This is a genomic window from Arthrobacter sp. DualSoilB13, assembly GCF_055389195.1.
Window position 1 is genome coordinate 4,055,914 of sequence record NZ_AP035865.1, and the last position, 19,148, is coordinate 4,075,061.

Annotated in this window: 19 protein-coding genes; 11 read left to right on the plus strand and 8 right to left on the minus strand. The window is 63.2% G+C overall.

Annotated elements, in window-relative coordinates; translation table 11 throughout:
• Positions 1-41: 41 nt before the first annotated feature.
• On the minus strand, positions 42-1,472 hold the full coding sequence (locus ACZ5J0_RS18735) for an MFS transporter (RefSeq protein WP_166842527.1): 1,431 nt from the start codon (positions 1,470-1,472) through the stop codon (positions 42-44).
• Positions 1,473-1,550: 78 nt separating this feature from the next.
• Here ACZ5J0_RS18735 and ACZ5J0_RS18740 point away from each other — a divergent pair, with 78 nt between their 5' ends.
• Positions 1,551-2,780, plus strand: a complete 1,230-nt coding sequence (locus ACZ5J0_RS18740) for a GAF domain-containing sensor histidine kinase (RefSeq protein ID WP_166842528.1) — start codon at positions 1,551-1,553, stop codon at positions 2,778-2,780.
• A gap of 1 nt (position 2,781) precedes the next feature.
• Here the strand turns inward: ACZ5J0_RS18740 and ACZ5J0_RS18745 are convergent, their stop codons facing one another.
• Complete coding sequence (locus ACZ5J0_RS18745) at positions 2,782-4,248, minus strand: serine/threonine-protein kinase (protein ID WP_464093775.1); 1,467 nt, start codon at positions 4,246-4,248, stop codon at positions 2,782-2,784.
• 364 nt (positions 4,249-4,612) lie between these two features.
• On the opposite strand from ACZ5J0_RS18745, the gene ACZ5J0_RS18750 reads away from it, so the two are divergent.
• Positions 4,613-5,206: a histidine phosphatase family protein gene (locus ACZ5J0_RS18750; RefSeq protein WP_223942693.1), complete on the plus strand. Its 594-nt coding sequence runs from the start codon at positions 4,613-4,615 to the stop codon at positions 5,204-5,206.
• A gap of 71 nt (positions 5,207-5,277) precedes the next feature.
• Here ACZ5J0_RS18750 and ACZ5J0_RS18755 read toward each other — a convergent pair whose 3' ends face one another.
• The 4 genes from ACZ5J0_RS18755 to ACZ5J0_RS18770 all read right to left on the minus strand — a co-directional run bounded on the left by ACZ5J0_RS18755 (position 5,278) and on the right by ACZ5J0_RS18770 (position 8,222).
• The gene (locus ACZ5J0_RS18755) at positions 5,278-5,562 is read right to left on the minus strand and encodes a hypothetical protein (protein ID WP_464093776.1); all 285 of its coding nucleotides are present in this window, start codon (positions 5,560-5,562) and stop codon (positions 5,278-5,280) included.
• Between the two features lie 225 nt (positions 5,563-5,787).
• Positions 5,788-6,018: a DUF6458 family protein gene (locus tag ACZ5J0_RS18760; RefSeq protein ID WP_043470828.1), complete on the minus strand. Its 231-nt coding sequence runs from the start codon at positions 6,016-6,018 to the stop codon at positions 5,788-5,790.
• Between the two features lie 117 nt (positions 6,019-6,135).
• On the minus strand, positions 6,136-7,032 hold the full coding sequence (locus ACZ5J0_RS18765; protein WP_166842529.1) for an SDR family oxidoreductase: 897 nt from the start codon (positions 7,030-7,032) through the stop codon (positions 6,136-6,138).
• Positions 7,033-7,148: 116 nt separating this feature from the next.
• The gene (locus ACZ5J0_RS18770) at positions 7,149-8,222 is read right to left on the minus strand and encodes an NAD(P)-dependent alcohol dehydrogenase (RefSeq protein WP_464093777.1); all 1,074 of its coding nucleotides are present in this window, start codon (positions 8,220-8,222) and stop codon (positions 7,149-7,151) included.
• Positions 8,223-8,384: 162 nt separating this feature from the next.
• Here ACZ5J0_RS18770 and ACZ5J0_RS18775 point away from each other — a divergent pair, with 162 nt between their 5' ends.
• Both ACZ5J0_RS18775 and ACZ5J0_RS18780 read left to right on the plus strand, forming a co-directional pair.
• On the plus strand, positions 8,385-9,077 hold the full coding sequence (locus tag ACZ5J0_RS18775; RefSeq protein WP_142937504.1) for a TetR/AcrR family transcriptional regulator: 693 nt from the start codon (positions 8,385-8,387) through the stop codon (positions 9,075-9,077).
• A gap of 100 nt (positions 9,078-9,177) precedes the next feature.
• Positions 9,178-11,037 carry a glycoside hydrolase family 15 protein gene (locus ACZ5J0_RS18780; protein ID WP_464093778.1) on the plus strand — a complete coding sequence of 620 codons (1,860 nt, stop codon included), beginning with the start codon at positions 9,178-9,180 and terminating at the stop codon, positions 11,035-11,037.
• Here ACZ5J0_RS18780 and ACZ5J0_RS18785 read toward each other — a convergent pair.
• A complete protein-coding gene (locus ACZ5J0_RS18785; RefSeq protein ID WP_142937502.1) occupies positions 11,006-11,215 on the minus strand; it encodes a hypothetical protein in 210 nt (69 codons plus the stop codon). The two genes, ACZ5J0_RS18780 and ACZ5J0_RS18785, sit on opposite strands and share 32 nt — an antisense overlap.
• Positions 11,216-11,506: 291 nt before the next feature.
• Between ACZ5J0_RS18785 and ACZ5J0_RS18790 the strand changes: the two genes are divergently transcribed.
• From ACZ5J0_RS18790 to ACZ5J0_RS18815, 6 genes are read left to right on the plus strand one after another with little or no spacing between them, the layout of a single operon-like run.
• On the plus strand, positions 11,507-12,859 hold the full coding sequence (locus ACZ5J0_RS18790) for an MFS transporter (protein ID WP_464093779.1): 1,353 nt from the start codon (positions 11,507-11,509) through the stop codon (positions 12,857-12,859).
• A complete protein-coding gene (locus ACZ5J0_RS18795; RefSeq protein WP_464093780.1) occupies positions 12,859-13,866 on the plus strand; it encodes a C-terminal binding protein in 1,008 nt (335 codons plus the stop codon). Before ACZ5J0_RS18790 ends, ACZ5J0_RS18795 begins: the two co-directional genes overlap by 1 nt.
• Complete coding sequence (locus ACZ5J0_RS18800) at positions 13,863-14,948, plus strand: zinc-dependent alcohol dehydrogenase (RefSeq protein WP_464093781.1); 1,086 nt, start codon at positions 13,863-13,865, stop codon at positions 14,946-14,948. The genes ACZ5J0_RS18795 and ACZ5J0_RS18800 overlap by 4 nt, the downstream gene beginning before the upstream one ends.
• Entirely contained in the window at positions 14,945-15,748 is an 804-nt protein-coding gene (locus tag ACZ5J0_RS18805; RefSeq protein WP_142937498.1) for an SDR family oxidoreductase, read from the plus strand. The genes ACZ5J0_RS18800 and ACZ5J0_RS18805 overlap by 4 nt, the downstream gene beginning before the upstream one ends.
• A complete protein-coding gene (locus tag ACZ5J0_RS18810) occupies positions 15,745-16,419 on the plus strand; it encodes a bifunctional 4-hydroxy-2-oxoglutarate aldolase/2-dehydro-3-deoxy-phosphogluconate aldolase (protein WP_464093782.1) in 675 nt (224 codons plus the stop codon). Before ACZ5J0_RS18805 ends, ACZ5J0_RS18810 begins: the two co-directional genes overlap by 4 nt.
• On the plus strand, positions 16,416-17,381 hold the full coding sequence (locus tag ACZ5J0_RS18815) for a sugar kinase (protein ID WP_464093783.1): 966 nt from the start codon (positions 16,416-16,418) through the stop codon (positions 17,379-17,381). Before ACZ5J0_RS18810 ends, ACZ5J0_RS18815 begins: the two co-directional genes overlap by 4 nt.
• Positions 17,382-17,416: 35 nt before the next feature.
• On the opposite strand, the gene ACZ5J0_RS18820 is transcribed toward ACZ5J0_RS18815, so the two are convergent.
• Positions 17,417-18,187 (minus strand): IclR family transcriptional regulator, encoded by a 771-nt coding sequence (locus tag ACZ5J0_RS18820; RefSeq protein ID WP_166842540.1) that lies wholly within the window; start codon positions 18,185-18,187, stop codon positions 17,417-17,419.
• A gap of 255 nt (positions 18,188-18,442) precedes the next feature.
• Between ACZ5J0_RS18820 and ACZ5J0_RS18825 the strand changes: the two genes are divergently transcribed.
• On the plus strand, positions 18,443-19,066 hold the full coding sequence (locus ACZ5J0_RS18825; protein WP_464093784.1) for a hypothetical protein: 624 nt from the start codon (positions 18,443-18,445) through the stop codon (positions 19,064-19,066).
• The last annotated feature ends 82 nt before the right edge of the window (positions 19,067-19,148 follow it).

The following is a 19,148-nucleotide window of genomic DNA, read 5'->3' on the forward strand; positions in this document are numbered from 1 at the left end:
GTCAAAGCGGGCGCCCTCGCTTGAGGGGCGCCCGGGCACCCCTAATGCGAGGACGGCGTTTCCGAGCTTTCACTCTCCCGTTCTTCCGTTGCCGTCTGCGTCTTGGAGGTTTGCGCATAGGAGGCAGACACGCGGCGGTAGACGGGAGTGAGGAAAGCGATCAGCGCCACCACGATCATGATGATGCCGGCGGCCAGGAACACCAGGGCGATGCCGCGGGAGATCCCCTCGCCCAGCAGCGGTGCGAGGTTGGCAGATCCCTCCGCGGACCGGGCGTACGGGATGATCCAGAATTGGGCGATCGGGGCAATGAGGAAGGCAGTGATGGGCGCCGCAGCGGACTCGAATGCCATGGCGAAGCCAAACACCCTGCCCTGCCGGGGAAGTGGCACCACGCTTTGGATGACGGTCTGCTCGGCGGCTTCCACCACGGGAACCAGCGCCATGTAGAGCCAGATTCCTACGATGTAGAGCCAGGCCCACTCGCGGAAGGTGAACAAGGCGCCGATGAATCCCATGAGCACCACGGCAATGAGCATGGTCCGCAGGGGGTTGGACCCCAGGCCGAATTTGCCGACCAGTGCGCCGCCCACAATGAAGCCTGTGGCACCGATGGCAGAGACGACTCCCCACATTTCAACGGAGAACATTTCCAGGCCATAAGGGTCCATCAACGCCATGTAGACGCCGCCGATGAAGTTGTTGAACGTGGAGAAGAGAATCAGCGCGAAGAGCCCGGAGATTGCCATGACGGCAGCCCACGACCCCCGGAGGTCGAAGCCGCCTTGCGCATCGGAGGCCGCCGCCTTCACTTCCTCCGGCAGACGCAGGGTGAGCAAGTGCGCGAAGGCCAAGGCGGTCAGCACCAGGGCGACAACTACGGTCCAACCCATGCCCAGCAACCCCACCGATAGCCCGGAGAGGACCGAGGTGACAATGAACATGAGCCCTTGCACCATGCCCACCAGCCCGTTGGCGTTGGCCCGCCGATCCGGTTCGATCAGGATGGTGACGGTGGTGGATAGGGCAATGTTCCGCATGTTTTCCACCACTGCACCGATCAGGATGATCATGGTGAAGATCCAGAACCATGGCTGCGTCAGGTCCAGGAGCGCCTGCTCCGGTGTCAGCAGGAACATGACGCCTGAGAGGACGAACATCCCCATGGTGAAGGCTGCGGCGAAACGCATCACGGCAAGCTTCCGGTAACGGTCCACGAACGTTCCGAAGCTGATGCTGGAGAGGGCGATCAGCAGCATGTACGCACCGCCGATCACTCCGGTGGCAATGACGTTGCGTGTCTCCAAGTACACCCAGAACGTCAGGGCGAACCACAAGTAGCTGGTGGTGATATTTGCCAGGGCAGTGTTCACCAGGATCCCGGTGAAAGTACGGGATCTTTCCGCGGGGGTACGTAGGGAGAGATCGATGCTGTCAGTAGACGCGGCGGAGGCCGGTTCCTGCTCGGTCATGCGTCCCAGTAAACCACCGCCGCCAGCGTCCCGGTAGTATCGGCAGGGAATCCTAATGACGCTTGGGGGAGTAATAATATGACGGAAGTTCAGGGCCAGCTTTCCTTCACTGATGACATCAGCCGGGACCTGGAACTACAGGAGTATGGCTTGGACCCGGCCTTGGATTCAGTACTGCTTCCCAATGCTGCCGTCATGAGCGCCCTGCAGAACCTGGTGCGGCTCGCCACGGAGCTGTGCGGCGCTCCCTTTGGCGTGGTCAACATCATCAGCGCGGAGTACCAGCACCAGATTGGCGCCTGGGGCGTGGACCCGGGCGTCTGCTCCCGTGAGGACTCCATGTGCGCCAAGGTGTTCCTCTCCCGTGAGAGGACAGTGGTGGCCGATGCCTCAAAGGATCCGCGCTTCGCGGACAATCCCTTTGTTACCGGTGAACTCGGGAAAGTCCGCTTCTATGCTTCGGTCCCCCTGCAGACAGAATCCGGATTCGTCCCTGGAACCTTATGCGTCTTCTCGGATAAGACAAAAGAACTGCGCCCCGAACAGGTGAGCATGCTGGAGGTCTTGGCAAAGCAGGTGGTGGAGTTGTTGGAACTTCAGCACCGCACCACCCAGCTGGACCGGACCTATGCCGAGTTGAAGGACAGCAATGCCAAGCTCGCCGGGTTTGCCGGACGCGTCAGCCATGATCTCCGCATTCCCCTCACCACCATCCTGGGCTATGTGGAACTGGTGGAGGACGACCCCGATGTAGAACCGAACAGCACGGCTGCGCGTTACCTGGACCGCATCGGCTCCAGCGGACGACGGATGCTGGGCATGCTGGAGGATGTTCTGAGCTATTCCCGGGTGGGCGGCGCAGTCCAGCCCACCCACGTTTCCCTGCGCCAAGTGACCGAAGAAGTTGCCCGCGACCTGGGCATCGAGAATCACGGGATTGTGGAGGTGGAGGATTTGGCCCTCCATGCCGACCATGGACAACTCCGGACGCTGCTGCAGAACCTGCTCTCCAATGCCATGAACTACCGCAGTCCTGATCGCGATCTCCGCGTCCGGATCAACGGGGTTTCCAATTATCATGGCGCCACGATCTTCGTGGCGGACAACGGCAAGGGCATCGAGCCCGGAGATCGCGCCAAAGCCCTGGAGCCCTTGGTGCGTCTGCGGCGGGAAGGCGACGGCCCAGGTTCCGGACTTGGTCTGGCCACGTGCAGCAGCATCGCCAAAGCACATGGGGGCGAGCTCACGTTGACCGAAACTCCCGGCGGCGGAACAACCGTGGCGGTCAGCTTTCCCGCAGGTCTTTAAACTACTTACCCTCGCCGGGTCCTTTGGCCTTTTCAGACTTTTTCTCGCTCTTTCCGTTGCTCTTTTCCTTGGCAATGTCCGGGCCCGGCACCGCTGCGGGCGCCGGCGCTTGCACTGGCGCAGGATTCTGGGCGGGCTCCTGAAGATTGACGACGTCAGCGGGCTGGACGTCAGCACTTCCGGCGTCGCCGCTACCGGCGTCGGCAGGCTGGGCATCAGCAGGCGATGGCGCAACAGGGATGGCGGGCACCACCGGCGCAGCTGGCTGCGGCTCCGCCTGCGAAACGCCTGTGTCCGAAGGCTGGGAGGGATCGGCAGTGTTGCTTGCGGGCGCGAAACCCTGAGAGAGAATCAGCAGGGCCAGCGGAATGGTCACCGCTGCCGCGGCCACGCCACGGACGGTCTTGGGTCGCCGTTTGCTGAAGTCCCTAATGCCGGTAACTGTGGCCTGCTTCCGGGTGACTGCCCGCAGAGGCGGCCGGCTCGGAACCTGCGGCAGCACGGCGGTCCTTCGCCCGGCCTGTATCCCTTCCTCGGCGAGCGCCTGCTCCACGTGCTGCGCAGTGGGGCGCTTCCCCGGATCCATGTCTGTCATTGCTTCGAGCAACTCCCGCAGCGGAGCCGGCAATTCCAACGGAACCTGCGGTGCCCGGTGGAGGCGCGCTGATGCTGTCTCAATGGGGGTGCCCGGGTACTCGGCCCTGCCGGTGAGGCATTCGAGCAGTACCAAGCCCAGCGAGTAGATGTCGCTCGCGGGAGTCAGGCCCAGGCCTTGAGCCTGCTCGGGGCTAAGGTACTGGGCGGTCCCCACGGTGAAGCCGGTTGCGGTGAGCCTGTTGTCGTTCATGACCAGAGCGACGCCAAAGTCTGCCAGCTTGACGGTCTGCGCCAGGCCGTCGTCGTCGGATACCAAAATATTGGCCGGCTTGATGTCGCGGTGGATAACGCCGTGTTGATGGACCTGGGAGAGTGCCCCGGCCAGCCGGATGCCGATCCGCGCGGTCTCGGGAACGGTCAGCGGCCCGTCAGTGAGCACGGCGCGCAAATCCCTGCCCTCAGCAAGTTCCATCACCAGATAGGCACGTTCTTCGTCATTGCGCGTGTCGACTCCGGCGTCGAAGGCAGCCACCAGCCCCGGGTGGTCGAAGGCGGCCAGGAGCCGCATTTCGTTTTCCTGGCGGGCCCGGAACGATTCGTCGCCGGAACCGGGCAGGAAAATTTTGATGGCCACGTCGCGGCCGAGCAGCAGGTCCGTCGCCTGGTACACGGCTGACATGGCGCCTCTGCCCAGAACGGGTCCCAGCTGGTAGCGGCCGTCAAGTGTTTCAGCGGCACCTGCAACGTCTGTTCCTGCAGTTGCGGCTGAGGCGGGGAGATGGGGGTCCACGGCCTCGTAGTTGTTGCCCACGAATGTCACGTCCTTCAGGCCGACCTGGAGCCGCGGACCCAACCACTGTCCTAGCGTCACCACGCAATGCCGTCATTCAAACTTTCACGATGGCCGCGCGGCCGTCTGCTTCAGCCACGTGCGGCCCAGGCAAACAGCCCACACAGCATCATCCGGTTTACCAGATAAGTAATCAGGATACTGATTAAGCAGCCGGATGGGTAATGCTAAGACGCAATTGCCCGGCTATGGCGCGATCCGGAGCCGGTCCACCGCCACCCGGGACTCAGCATGGACCTGGGTGAATCCGGCGGAGATCGGGCCGGGCGGCACTAACCGCAGCAGAACGCCCGACGGCGACCTCCCGCCGTCGGGCGCTTCCTCACGTGACGTAACGTCCCTACGTGACGGAGGAAACTGCGGAGCGGCGCGCCTGCAGGGCACAATGGAAAGCATGACCCTCACAACTTTCGCCCTCGTCCGCCACGGCCAAACCGACTGGAACGCGGAGCGCAGGTTGCAGGGGGCCACTGACATCCCGCTCAACGACGTCGGCCGCGGACAGGCGCGCGACGCCGTCGACTTCCTCTCAGACCAGGCATGGGACACCGTAGTGTCCTCGCCACTGAGCCGTGCCGCCGAAACTGCCCGGATCATCGCCGACGGCCTGGGACTCAAAGTTGCCCGGCTGGTTCCGGAGCTCACCGAGCGCAGTTTCGGTCCCGCCGAAGGACTCCAGGCAGGGCCCGAGCTGGAGGCATTGCGCATCCCGGGCGGCTTCCGTGGAGGCGAAACAGACCAGGCCGCTGCTGACCGCGGCATTGCCGCCTTGGAATCACTAGCTGAAGAATTCGCCGGCAAACGCGTCCTGGTGGTTGCACACGGCACCCTGATTCGGCTGACCTTGAGCCAAGCGATCGGCCGCACCCTGAGCAGCGTGCAGAACGCTGTGCTCAACCTGGCCCACCACCATGTGACCGACGGCTGGCAGCTGGAGTACTTCAACGGCGAGCGCGTCACGGCCGACGTCCAGCCCTAAGCCGTCAACCCCAGCCGGGACCCCCGTATACCAGTCGCTGCATCGGGGACCAAGACGCAGGCTTGAAGCAGCTATCGGGCGTCGAGCCGGGCCCTCAGTTGCTCCGTGTAGTCCGAATAGGCGGCAGCAATCTCTTCCAGGTCAACGGTCTGCGGGAAATCGATCACGGGTTGATGTTCGGCCAGATACGTCGTGGTTTCTTCAACAACACGCTGCTCCTCAAAGACGTCCAGGCCCGCCTCAGCCAGGAAATCCGGGTTGTTGTGGACCAGGGACTCCCCGGTTTGGCCTTCCGAGGCCCACCGCACCAAGTACTCGTTGTGATTGACCAGTTCAATGTCGAATGACTTCTCCATGGCAGCAGCCTACGCCGCTAGGGAGATGGCGCTGACATACCCCGCATCGGCTTGGCTATCTGAATTCGGCTCCGGCCAAGATGGTCTCCGAACGGCTTGACCACAGGCGCACCCTGAACTGTCGCCGCCGGGCCCTCCGGGCGACTGGCCCTTCGGGTCCGGACGCACAACAGCGCACGACGGCGGCCTCCCGCCGTCGTGCGCTTCTTCGATAAGTTGCGGCTGCTAGACCTCGGGGCGCCGCTCGACAACCGTGTGGGGATCGCCGCGGCGTTCAACAACAGTGCGGCGGGTCCTGTTGGACATGGCGATGGAGATGATGAGGCCGATGATGCCGACCCCGATCAAAATGTAGCCGACCAGGACTTGGTCGAGGAAGGGGATGATTCCGGGGGCGAGCGCGAAAGCCAGAATAGCTCCGATGGCAATCAGTGCAATGGAAGAACCAATTCTCATAACGTGCTCCTCATATTGTTTTGGCGCAGTCAGGGCCTGCGTCAAATCTGTGTCATCAGGATACTTACGAACAAGAGCTCCGGCCAGTCATCGCCACGCCGCGTTCATCGGCGTTGATTAATGACCGTAGCGTTCCGCCACCCTGCCGATTGCATCCTCGGGAGTCGGCGCTGGACCAAATACCTGCTCCTGGCGGCTGATGTCCGCAACGTACCTGCCGGTCTCGAACCACGCCACCATGCTTGCCATATCGCCCACCAACGGCAGGACTTTCGCGGTCACTTTACCGAGTCCCGCTATGGCACCGGCGGGTACGGACATCACCTTGATCTGCTTTCCCGCCCGACGGCCAGCCAGCTCCGCCGCTTCATGAATACTCACCGGCCGGCTCCACCCGATGTCAATCCGCTCACCCTCAACAACGTCCGCGTCCACCGCCTCCGCAAGGTACGCGGCGACGTCACTGGCCAGGACGAAAGTGAGCCGGGCATCCTTGGACCCGAGCCACACGAAGCGGCCCTTCGCGAAGGGATCCCCGCCCATCCCCACCGCTTGGTCGAAGAACGCGCCGGGCCTGAGGGCCACAAAGGGAACACCGAGATCTTCGAAAGTGTCCTCGGCCTTCTTCTTGTTCCAGAAATGGGGAATCTGGGGAGTCTGGTCGCACGTGACGATGCTGATGAGCACGAAGCGCGGCACCCGGGCGTGCTTCGCCGCGACAGCCAGGTTGTTGTTGCCGAAAGTGTCGATCGCTGTGGCGTTCTTGTCATTGCGCGTATAGCCGGCCGCCGTCGAGATCGCCGCCGAAACACCGGTCATCGCAGTGATCAAGGAGGCGGTGTCCAGCATATCCCCGCGGGCAATCTCAACACCCTTGGCAACAAGCTTGGCCGCATTGGACTTCGGTCTCACCAAAGCGCGGACTTTCTTGCCACGCTTGAGAAGCTCGTCCACCACTTGGCCACCCAGGAAACCCGTAGCACCAACAACAAGGACAGGTAGGTCTTCGGCCACGGCTTCTCCTCAAGGGTTTGTTCCTAGGGTCAGTGGTAGCACGCGACGGGAGCTCCGGGCTAGGGCATGTTCAGCCGAGCACATTGCCCTCGCCTGCGTGGCTTACCCTGCGTGGCTTAGATGGTGATGACCACCTTCCCGCGGGCTTTACCGGCGTCGAAATAACGCATGGCCTCGGGGACCTGCGCCAGCGGAAACGTTCGGTCTATTGCAGGAGTGATGGTTCCTGCGTCCAAGAGCTCCGCAAGGTGTTCCAGATCCCCAGCCGTCTGGGTTCCCACTATCATGGTGAGCCGCTGCTTGATGAACGGGGAGAGTGCCACTGCCCGCAATTGGCGGTCCATGCTCCCCGTCCACGAGCCGCCTTCCTCGCCACCGGTGATCACGGCAGTACCGGCAGGGGTGAGTGACCGCCGAAGTCGGGCAACGGACGGGTTGCCTGCGATGTCGATGATGACGTCGTAGCGTTCCGCGCCATCAGCAAAATCCTCCGTGGTGTAGTCGATGACGTGGTCTGCGCCGAGGGTTCGGACCAAGTCCAGCTTGGCGGTGCTGGCAACGCCGGTGACCCGGGCGCCTGCAGCCTTGGCGAGCTGCACCGCGTAGCTGCCCACGCCTCCGGAGGCGCCGGTGATCAGTACGCTGAGCTCCCTGGATGCCGCCGCCTTTTCCTTTGGCATCGAGGCCTTCATCGGATCAATACCGCCGGCGCGCAGCGCAATCAGGGCAGTGCAGGCTGAAACCGGCACCGCAGCGGCCTGCTCGAAGCTAATACCCGAGGGCTTGTGCGCAAGATGATTTTCACCGGCAGCGGCGTACTCAGCGAAGGTTCCCTTCCCCGACCCGAAGACATGGTCACCCACAACAAACCGCGTCACTTGTGAACCCACCGCCTCAACGGTACCGGCGAGGTCCAGCCCGGGAACGGGATGCCTCGGAGCGCGGAAACCGTAGACCGGGCGCAGCGCATACGGCAAACCGCTGGTGATGTGCCATGTCCCGCGATCCAACCCGGCGGCCTGAACCTTCACCAGCACTTCATTCTCACCTATGGCGGGGCGCGGGACCTGAGCCTCGCGCAGGACGTCGGCGGAACCGTAACCCTCCTGAACAATGGCCCTCATGAACGGGCCCGGCATGGACCGCCGCTTGTGATGACGTGATTCCTTGGCTTGCTGACCAGTGGTCATGGCCGGACCTCTCAGGGTGTGCGTTGATGGGTTACGGGGTTGTTTCAGCAATTTCGTACGCTGTACCAAAGACGTTACCGTACACTGTACTAAAGGTCTAGGGGTGCTAAAGATCTAGAGGTACTGAAGGTCCAGGACCTAGACCACCAGCACCAAACCGCCATGAACCCGTTCCAAGCCGAGGGAGATCCCGTGACCGCAGCAGCCCAGCGCCTCCCCCTGAGCCGGGAACGCGTCCTGGAGTGCGCCGTCGCGCTCGCGGACGAATCCGGGCTCGCTGCGTTGACCATCCGCACGCTTGCTCACAGCATGGGAACCAAACCCATGTCGCTCTACTACTACGTAGCCAACAAGGACGAAATCCTGGACGGAATCGTGGACATGGTCTTCAGCGAAATCGACCTTCCGGCGTCCGACGGCGATTGGCGCGAAGAGATGCAGCGGCGGGCAACGGGAGTGCGAGCGGCACTAAAGCGGCACCCCTGGGCAGTCGGGCTGGTGGAAAGCCGGTCCGCCCCGGGACCGGCCACACTCCGGCACCATGAAGCGACACTCGACACTTTGCGGAGTGCGGGGTTCTCTGTGCAACTGACGGCCCACGCTTATGCCCTACTGGACAGCTACATCTACGGATTCGCCGTCCAGGAAGCTGCCCTGCCGTTCGAAGGCCGCGACACTGCAGCGGAAATCACCAAACCCATCATGGAGCGCTTCTCCACAGGTGAGTATCCGCGCATGGTGGAGATCGCCGTCGAGCATGTCCTCAAACCCGGATACGACTTTGGCGACGAGTTCATGTTCGGCCTCGACCTCATCCTGGACGGACTCCAACGGTTGAAAGCCGGCACCGAATAAAAGCCCTCCGGCAGGACGCGCGAGTCTCATTGGAGGCACTCAGGCGCGCGGGGTACGGTTCGGGCATAGCTGACGACGCCGAAGCGAGGGAGTTGAGTTCATGGCCAGGATCGAGGACTATGCCATCATCGGGGACCTGAACACGGCTGCCTTGGTGGGGCGCAGCGGCTCCATCGACTGGATGTGCCTGCCGCGCTTCGACTCCCCGGCGTGCTTTGCTGCACTATTGCACAATCCCGACGCTGGCCGCTGGCTCCTCGCCCCCGCCGGGACACCCGACGGGGGAAACAGCACGCGACGCCAGTACCGCGAGGACACGTTGATCCTGGAAACGGAGTGGGAAGTTGACGGCGGCTCGGTCCGGGTGATCGATTTCATGCCCGTCCGCGACGACGCCGTGGATCTGGTGCGGATCGTCGAGGGGCTGTCCGGCGAGGTAACCATGAAAATGGAGTTGGTTCTGCGCTTCGACTACGGCCGGGTGGTGCCGTGGGTCCGGCATAGCGAGCACGGCATCAGCGCGGTGGCCGGCCCCGACTCGGCCTACCTCACCACCCCGGTCACCCTGGAGGGCCGGGACAAGCGCACCTACAGCGAATTCACGGTGAAAGCAGGCGACCGCGTTCCGTTCGTGCTGCGATGGGCGCCAAGCCACGAACGGGAGCCCCGGCGGATTGATCCCTTCCGTGCCGTTTCCGGAACGGAGAAGTTTTGGCTTGAATGGATTGGCCGCAGTGAGATGTCCGGCAAATACAAGGAGCCGGTGGAACGGTCCCTGATCACCCTTAAAGCCCTGACGTACGCACCTACCGGTGGGATTGTGGCCGCCGCAACTACGTCCTTGCCCGAGCAATTGGGCGGGCCGCGGAACTGGGACTACCGGTACTGCTGGCTGCGCGACGCCACGCTGACCTTGCAGTCGCTGCTCGCTGCGGGCTACACGGAGGAAGCCGGCGCGTGGCGGGATTGGCTGCTGCGCGCTATCGCCGGCGACCCTTCAGAGCTTCAGATTGTGTATGGGCTCGACGGCGCCAGGAGACTTCCGGAGGCGGACATTCCCTGGCTCTCCGGTTACGAAGGTTCACAGCCGGTCCGTACCGGAAATGCCGCTGCCCCGCAGCTTCAGTTGGACGTGTGGGGCGAGGTACTGGATGGTCTCTCACTGACCCGGGCTGCTTCTCCTCAGGGCACGGTGGACACGTCATGGGACATCCAGGTGGCGTTGATGGAGTACCTGGAGGGTGCATGGAACCAGCCCGACAACGGGCTGTGGGAGATGCGCGGACCGCGCCGGCACTTCACCCATTCCAAGGTGATGGCCTGGGTGGCTGCGGACCGCATGGTCAAGGCGGTGCGTACATCCGGCTTGCCCGGCCCGGCTGACAGGTGGGCGGCGCTTCGCAGCGAGATCCACGCTGACGTCATGACCAAAGGCTTCGACGAAAAACTCAACACCTTCGTCCAGTCCTACGGCAGTACGGAATTGGACGCGAGCCTGCTCCTCATTCCACGGGTGGGTTTCCTGCCGCACCGGCACCCGCGGGTTGCCGGGACCGTGGATGCCATCCAGAAGGGACTTAGCGATGACGGCTTGGTCCTGCGTTACCGCACCCAGTCCGGACACGACGGACTCCCGGGCGACGAAGGTGTCTTTCTGGCGTGCTCGTTTTGGTTGGTGGACGCGCTGCTGGGAATCGGCCGCACCGGCGAGGCGACCGAGCTCTTTGAGCGACTACTCAGCCTGCGCAACGATGTGGGCCTGCTCAGCGAGGAGTGGGATCCTCGGACGCAACGGCACCTCGGAAACACACCGCAGGCATTCAGCCACTTCCCGCTGATCCACAGCGCGCTTCAACTCCACCAGGGCGAAGCCCACAGCAGTGACACGCCGCTCCATCAATCCAAACATCCAGAGCGAGCCAGCGGCTCTACCCTTCGGAATGGCCCTCGCCTTCGGTGACAGACGTTCCGTCCTTATGGCTGGCTTCCTCCAAGTGAAGGTCCAGCTTGCGTTCGGCTTCGCGGCGACGCTGGCCGACGGTCCGCATCTGCTGCGTTGTAGGATCTCCCCGTTCTTCTGACGCCACACTGTATGTTGCTACGCCCTCGGCGGGCTGCACATTCTCTTGTTCGCCCATATGACTATGGTCCCATCCTTGGGTGGCCAGAGATAGCTTGATGCCGGCGTTGTGAGGCCCGCTCTGCGCACTTAAGTGGGTTCTTAGGGTGCAGAGCGGGCCTCACAACCTTCGCCCGGAAGTGGGCCCCGCCGTCGGGCCTTTGATAGAAATCGCTTTCACGGATCAGGAACATAAGCTACATTTATCTCCAGCGGTTTTCGGGATGCCATCCCTATAATCGGAATCAAGAAATCCGCATCCCTACTCACACGGCTACAACCTCTAGCCATCACTCGCTTGGAGACAAGATTGACTGAGAACAGCGTTGTTCAGAATGCCCGCCGGCCAGGTACCGGCACCCCATCCGAGGTGAAGAACGTCCGCCGCGCCGCATGGGCCGGACTGATCGGAACTGCCTTGGAGCAGTACGACTTCGTGATCTACGGAACCGCCTCCGCGATCATCTTCAACACGATCTTCTTCCCCAACGTAGAACCCGCAATCGGCATCCTCGCAGCGTTCGGAGCCTACGCCGTGGGCTTCGGCGCGCGGCCCCTGGGCGGACTCTTCTTCTCCAAATACGGCGACAAGTTGGGCCGCAAGTGGGTGCTGGTGGCCACCCTTTTCCTCATGGGCATCGCCACTTTCGCCATCGGGCTTCTTCCCACATACGAGCAAGCCGGGCTCTGGGCACCAGCGCTGCTGGTTGCCTGCAGGTTCCTTCAAGGCTTCGGCGCCGGTGCTGAGCAGGCCGGCGGCGTGGTCCTGATTGCGGAAACCGCTCCCAAGGGCACGCGCGGCAAGTACGCCTCACTCGTCTTCGTAGGGGCCGCGGCCGGCACGGCGCTTGGAGCTGTGGTGTGGATTCTGGTCCAAATGATGCCCAAGGAAGCCCTGGAGTCCTACGGATGGCGACTGGTCTTCTTCTCCTCCATTTTCGTGACGATCGCTGCCTACGTCATCCGCCGAAAGCTCAAAGAGTCCCCGGTCTTCCAGGAACTTCAGGAAGAAGGCGCTATCGGCAAGAAGGACACCCCGGTGGCAGATGTGGTCAAGAACGGCCGCAAGAACCTTTTCCGAGTGTTCTTCATGAACGTCGGCGCCAACGCCCACTCCTACCTGTTCCAGGTGTTCCTGGGTTCCTACCTCATCAGCCAACTCAAGATCGACGCGACGTTCATACCGAAGGTCCTGCTGGTGGGCGCCCTGTTCGCGTGCGTGTCCGCTTACGTTTTTGGCAACCTCTCGGACAGATTCGGTCGCCGGTCCATGTACTTGGTGGTCACCACGTTCCTCTTCATCTTCCCCGTCCCGGCCTTCCTGCTGATCAATACCGGCAACCTGTTCCTGATTTCGCTGGTCATCGTCCTGGGCTTCATCTTTGCCGCCCAGGGATCCGTAGGCGTCCAATCCGCATACTTCCCTGAGCTCTTCGGCGCACGCTACCGCTACGCCGGCGTGGCACTTGGCCGCGAGTTCTCCTCCGTTTTCGGCGGCGGCATAGCCCCGCTGATCTGTTCCGCATTGGTTACTGCCTTTAGCGGATCCTGGGTCCCGGTTGCCATCTACATGATGGCCATCATGGGGATCAGCCTGTTCACAACCATCAAATCCCCGGAGACGGTCGACCGCGACCTTCTCCTTGAAGAGGACGCCAAGTAATGCCGCAATCCACCACCCCCACTCATCCCACCAAAATAGTCATCACTGACTGTGATCATGATTCGATCGATATTGAGCGTGCTGTCGCCCGGGCTGCCGGCGTTGAGCTGGTGTTGGCTCAGTGCCGGACCGAGGACGAGGTCATCGATGCTGCTGCGGGCGCGGATGCGATCGTTGTGCAGTACGCGCCTATTTCCGCCAAGGTTTTGGACGCGTTGCCGGGCCTGAAAGCGATAGGCCGTTACGGCGTCGGGGTTGACACGCTCGACGTCGCAGCTGCCACTGCGCGCGGCGTCGCCGTCTGTAACGTTCCCGACTACGGCACCGAAGACGTCAGCGATCACGCGATCGCGTTGGCTGTGAGCCTGGCCCGCGGGATTACGCAGCTGGACCGTGGCGTGCGCCGCGGCGAATATTCGCTGGGGCCGGTTCAGCCGTTGCACCGGATCAGTGAGCGCGTGTTCGGGGTGGTGGGTTTGGGCCTGATTGGTGCAGCCACGGGCCGGAAAGCAAAGGGACTCGGTTACCAGGTCATTGGTTCGGATCCGCTGCTGGCTCCCGGGGATGTCACGGAGGACGGGATCACTGTGGTGAGCTTCGAGGAACTCATTGCCGGTGCTGATGTGATCTCCCTCCATGTGCCGCTCAACCAGCACACCCATCACCTGATCAACGGTGACGTCCTGGACCGGGTGAAGCCGGGCGCTGTGCTCGTCAACACTTGCCGCGGCGGAGTGGTGGATACCGAGGCCGTGGCAGCAGCCCTCACGGACGGTCGTCTGCATGCTGCCGGCCTGGACGTCTTCGAAGTCGAACCGTTGCCCAGGACCAGTCCGTTGCTCGAGCTGGACAACGCGGTCCTCACGCCCCATGCGGCTTGGTACAGCGAGGAATCCTACGCGGAACTCAAGCGACGCACGGTGGAGAATGTGGTGGAGGTGTGCGCCGGCCGCACACCGCGGAACATCCTTAACATTGAGGTGTTGATGGGGAGCGTGTCCGCATGAGCATCGAAACTGCAGCTGAAACCACGTCACTGACCATGGGCGCAGCCGTCTGGACCGGTCCGGACACCATCGCATACCGGACCATTCCGCTCCCCGAGGTGCCGGAAGGTTGGGCATTGGTCCGGTCAGAGCTCACTGGTATTTGCGGGACGGACTTTTCCATCCTTCATGGCAGCCACCCCCGGGCCGAAGCGCCGGTGGTGATGGGTCATGAGATCACGGGAATCGTAGAGGTCGCAGCCCCGGGGGGTCCGGCAGTGGGAACACGGGTGATCGTGGAGCCGCTGATTCATTGCGGGAACTGCCACCCGTGCCGCCAGGGTGACACGCATGTGTGCCGGAGCCTGAAGCTGTACGGGATTGACGTCGCCGGGTCCCTGGCAGAGTACGTTGCTTTGCCGGCGGAAACACTCATCCCCATTAGCTCCGGGGTTCCGGTCCAGGAAGCTGCGTTGGCTGAGCCCCTGGCGGTGGCGGTGCATGCGGTGTCCCGGTCCGGGCTTCGCGGCGGGGAGCGGGTGGTGGTGTTCGGTGCCGGTCCTATCGGCATCCTCACCGCCTTGGTCGCCCGGCATGAAGGGGCCGGCAGCGTGCTGATTTCCGAGCCCTCGGAAGAGCGCCGCAAGGTGGCCGAGGAGCTGGGCTTTGACACCGTCCCTACCGGCTCCGACCCCGTGGCAGCCGTTCTGGACGCTACGGGTGGGGACGGCGCGGACATCGTGTTCGATTCCGCAGCCCACCCCTCCGTGGCGGCACTGTTGCCTAAAGCTGTCCGGGTGCTGGGCACCATCGTCTTGGTGGGTGTGTACAAGAAACCCGTCGAGGTGGACCTGCAAGCCTTGACCTTTGCAGAGAACACGGTGGTGGGTGTCCGCGTCTACACGCGGGCGGACGTCGAACGCGCCGTGGAACTGATCGAGGGCGGCAATCTCGGGCTCGGACGCATCCCCGTGGAGGTCTTCCCCCTCGATCAAACGCTGGCCGCGTTTACCAAAGCCATGACCGCCGGGGCGGTCCTCAAAGTATTCGTGGGCCCCGCCACCGCCACGGCGGCAGCGGCCCCCGGCAAGGAAGAAGCATGAAAGACACAACGGGAACTGACACCGGCACCACTGAGACCGTGGCGCTGCGGGCGCCTTTTGACCTGACCGGCTCGACGGCGGCCATCACCGGAGCTTCCCGCGGCATCGGCCTGGGCATCGGGTTGGGATTGGTCCGGGCGGGCGCGAACATTGTCGCGCTCCAACGCGGCCCGCTCGCCCCGGAACTGGCAGCAGCCGCGGCAGAAGCCGGCGTGAGGGCCGAGGCCGTGGCCATCGACCTGTCCAGCCAGGACTCCGTCACCCATGGCATCGAAACGACGCTGGGCAGGCACCGGATCGACATCCTGGTCAACAACGCCGGCACGCAGATCCGCCATGATTCCGTGGAGTTCCCGTTGGAAGACTTCGACGCGGTCATGAACATCAATACCCGGGCCGTGTTCCAGCTTTGCCAAGGCTTCGGCAAGCCCATGGTCGAACGCGGGCACGGCAAAATCATCAACCTCGCATCCCTGCTGTCCTTCCAGGGCGGCTTACGGGTCCCGGCCTACGCAGCATCCAAGGGAGCGGTAGCCCAACTGACCAAAGCCCTCTGCAACGAATGGGCCCCGCACGGGGTGAACGTCAACGCCGTCGCGCCCGGTTACATCGCCACGGACATGAACGAGGCACTCTTGGCCGACACCGTGCGGAACGAACAAATCTCCACCAGGATCCCGGCAGCCCGCTGGGGAACAGGGAACGACCTCGCCGGCGCGGTGGTGTTCCTGGCCTCCCCGGCCGCGGACTACATCCACGGCATCGTCCTGCCCGTGGACGGCGGGTGGCTGGCCCGATGAACAACTCTCACAGCCCGGCACGCCCGGCCCCCTCGGCGATCCTGACAGCCCATCCTGTGGTGGCCGTCATGCGGGCACACCACGCCCGCGAGTACGCCCCCGTGATCGAGGCACTGATCCGCGGCGGGGTCCGGTCCATTGAGCTGACACTGAGCACCGAGGGCGTGTTCGCCGAACTGCCCCGGCTTAAGGAACGCTTCGGTACGGACGCCGAAATCGGCGTCGGCACCATCACCACCGTGGACCACGCCAAGCAGGCACTCGAGGTAGGCGCGGACTACCTTGTCACCCCCGCAACGGTCACCGCAGTGGTGAGCGCCGCCGTCGAACGTAACATTCCGGTGTTCCCGGGTGGCCTGACACCCACCGAACTACTCGCCGGCTGGGAAGCCGGCGCCACCGCCGTGAAGCTCTTCCCCGCCTCCACGGTCGGACCCGGCTACATCAGCCAACTCCGCGGACCCTTCCCACAAATGCGGATCGTTCCCTCCGGCGGCATCGGGATCGAGGACGCGCCGGCCTGGATCGCGGCCGGCGCCCTGGCCGTGAGCCTCGGCGGCCCACTGCTGCGCGACGCCTTCACCGGCGGGAACCTGACCGAACTCACCGCACGCGCCGAAAAACTCAGCAAGCTCGTGGCTGAGGCCGTGGACGCGAGGACAGCCACATGAGCTGCAGTAACGGGACATACACGGACGTGGTGACCATGGGCGAAACCATGGCCCTCATGAAAGCCGTAACGCCGGGCCCCCTGGCACATGCCGGGTCACTGGGGCTGGGCATGGGCGGGGCCGAAACCAACTTCGCCATCGCCCTGCAACGCCTCGGCACCAGCGTGACCTGGCTCGGGCGCGTCGGGCAGGACAGCCTCGGAGACCTCGTACTCCGGGAAGTGGCCGCCGAAGGCATCACCACACTCGGCATCCGCGACCCCCACGCCCCCACAGGCCTGATGATCAAGGAACGCCGAACCCAGGAACACCTGAAAGTCTGGTACTACCGCACCGCCAGCGCCGGCTCACGCCTGGCACCGGAAGACGTCCCCGTCGACGCCATCCAAAACGCGAAACTCCTGCACCTGACCGGCATCACACCCGGCCTCTCCGCAACAGCGCATCAAGCCGCGCTGCACGCAGTAACCGTGGCCCGCGAAGCCGGGGTGACCGTCTCGTTCGACCTGAACTACCGCGCAGCCCTCTGGACAGAAGAGGAAGCCGGGCCGGTCTTCCGGCGCTTCATCGAACAAGCAGATCTTGTTTTCGCCGGCGACGACGAAGCCGAAATCGCAGTAGGGCCCGGAGCGGACTCACTCCAGCTCGCCCACAAAATCGCCGCGTTGGGCCCCCACCAAGTGATCATCAAAAACGGCCCAGCCGGTTGCGTCGGTGTGATCGACCACGCTGAATACCGCCAGGAAGCAGTGCGCATCAACGCTGTGGACACCGTCGGCGCAGGAGACGCCTTCGTAGCCGGCTACATCTCCGACCTCCTAGCCGGAGCCCCCATCCAGGACCGGCTCCACACCGCAGTACGAACAGGCGCCTTCGCCTGCCTCGTCCCCGGCGACTGGGAAGGCATGCCACAACGGCACGAACTCGAACTATTGGACGCCTCAGAACCCGTGAGGCGGTAGCCGCCGTCGGGTCGGAAGGGCTGGGTCTGCCGGGGCTAGATCCAAGCCCTTTCGAATCCGGGAGGAAGGCAACTGGTGAGCTCCGGCTGGAACTTCTGAAGCAACACAACAAGGGACTGGATGCGCTCAGGGGTCATGTGGACGCTGGGGGCCGAGACTGACACGGCGGCAGCCATGACACCGCTCAAATCGGGTATCCCGATGGCCAGGCACGTGATCCCGAGTTCGTTCTCCTGATCATCCATGGCGTAACCATTGTGCTTCGCCCGGTGCAGCGCATCCAGGAAGTCTTCGGCCGTCCTAATGGAAAGCGGCGTGGGAGTGAAGGTGTGGTTAAAGGCCTTGATCGCCTCCGACTCGTCCTTCTCGGCCAGCAGCACCTTGCCCAGTGCAGTGGTTTGAGCCCGTCGGCGGACGCCGGGGTAGGAGGTCATCTCGAACCCACGGTGACCACGGGCCTTGGCCAGGTACACCACTTCATCCCCGGAGAGTATTCCCAAGTGGGTGGCGTCCAGGGTAATCCGGGCGATGTCGGACAAGATCTGCTGCACGGCCCCTGGCAAGTCGATGCTGGTTTGGGCTTGAGTGCCCAGCTCCAGCAGCTTCACGCCAAGGTGGTAGCTTCGGTCTTCGGCCTGGCTCAGGTACCTTGCTCCAACAAGTGAGGTCAGCATCCTATGGGTGGCCGAGCGACTGAGTCCCGAGGCTTTGGTAATGTCCTCGAGCCGATGGTTGCCTGCCGCTACATGGTCGATCAGGCTGAGTCCGCGTTCAAGCGTGCGAGCTCCTGCGGTGGTGGCTTCCATGCTTCAAATTCTCCCACGCAACAGGCACGGATCCCTATATTTGGGAACCCTGGCGCCAAGGGTGGGATGGAGTCCAGCGCGGTTTGGCACGCGCGGTTTGGCAGAAGTCGACTCCTGGGCACGTGCGCGTGCATATTCTTGGCCCGACTGACGCCGATGAATGAGGCACAGCAATTAGTAAGCATCCTTGCTTTCCTGCAGGGCGTGGTGTTTTCTTGATTAACCCGAGTTCAGGGAGCCGGCTTAGGAGCTGACATGGCATATGAAAATGACGCAGGATCAAGCACCCCTCAGGGCCGTAGGAACGACGTCGTTGCCGCGGAGAAGGAACGCTTCGGCGGAATCAAGTGGGGTTCGGCATTCTTCGGCTGGTTAACCGCCATCGGGATGACCGTCCTGCTAAGCGCCTTGGCCACGGCCATAGGCGTAGGAGTAGGAGCGGCAAATCCATCCGAGACCCAACAAGCGGCGGAGCAAGCCCGGCAGAACGCGGAAACCCTAGGCATTGTGAGTGGAATCGTGCTGGCGGTCGTCTTGTTTCTTGCTTACTACTGCGGAGGGTACGTCGCTGGCCGGATGGCGCGTTTCGACGGCGTGAAGCAAGGACTCGCCGTGTGGCTTTGGGGCATCATCATCGCCATCATCGTGGCGATTCTCGCAGCGGTGGCTGGAAGCCAGTTCGATATTCTCGGCAATCTTAACGGCGCCCCGCAGATTCCCGTCGACGGAAGCCTCATGACCGCCAGCGGCATCGTTGGACTCGCCATCGCCCTAATCGTCCCTCTCCCCGGCGCGATCGTGGGAGGCGCGGCCGGAATGCGATTCCACCGGAAAGTCGATCAGGCCGTCGTCCACCACCAAACCGGGCTCGTCGGTTAGGCCCAGTGCAAGGATTAGCCCTGCTAAAAGACGCTCGCGCCGGGCGTTGGCATTTGGCAGTTGGGTGGGGTTTTCCACATAG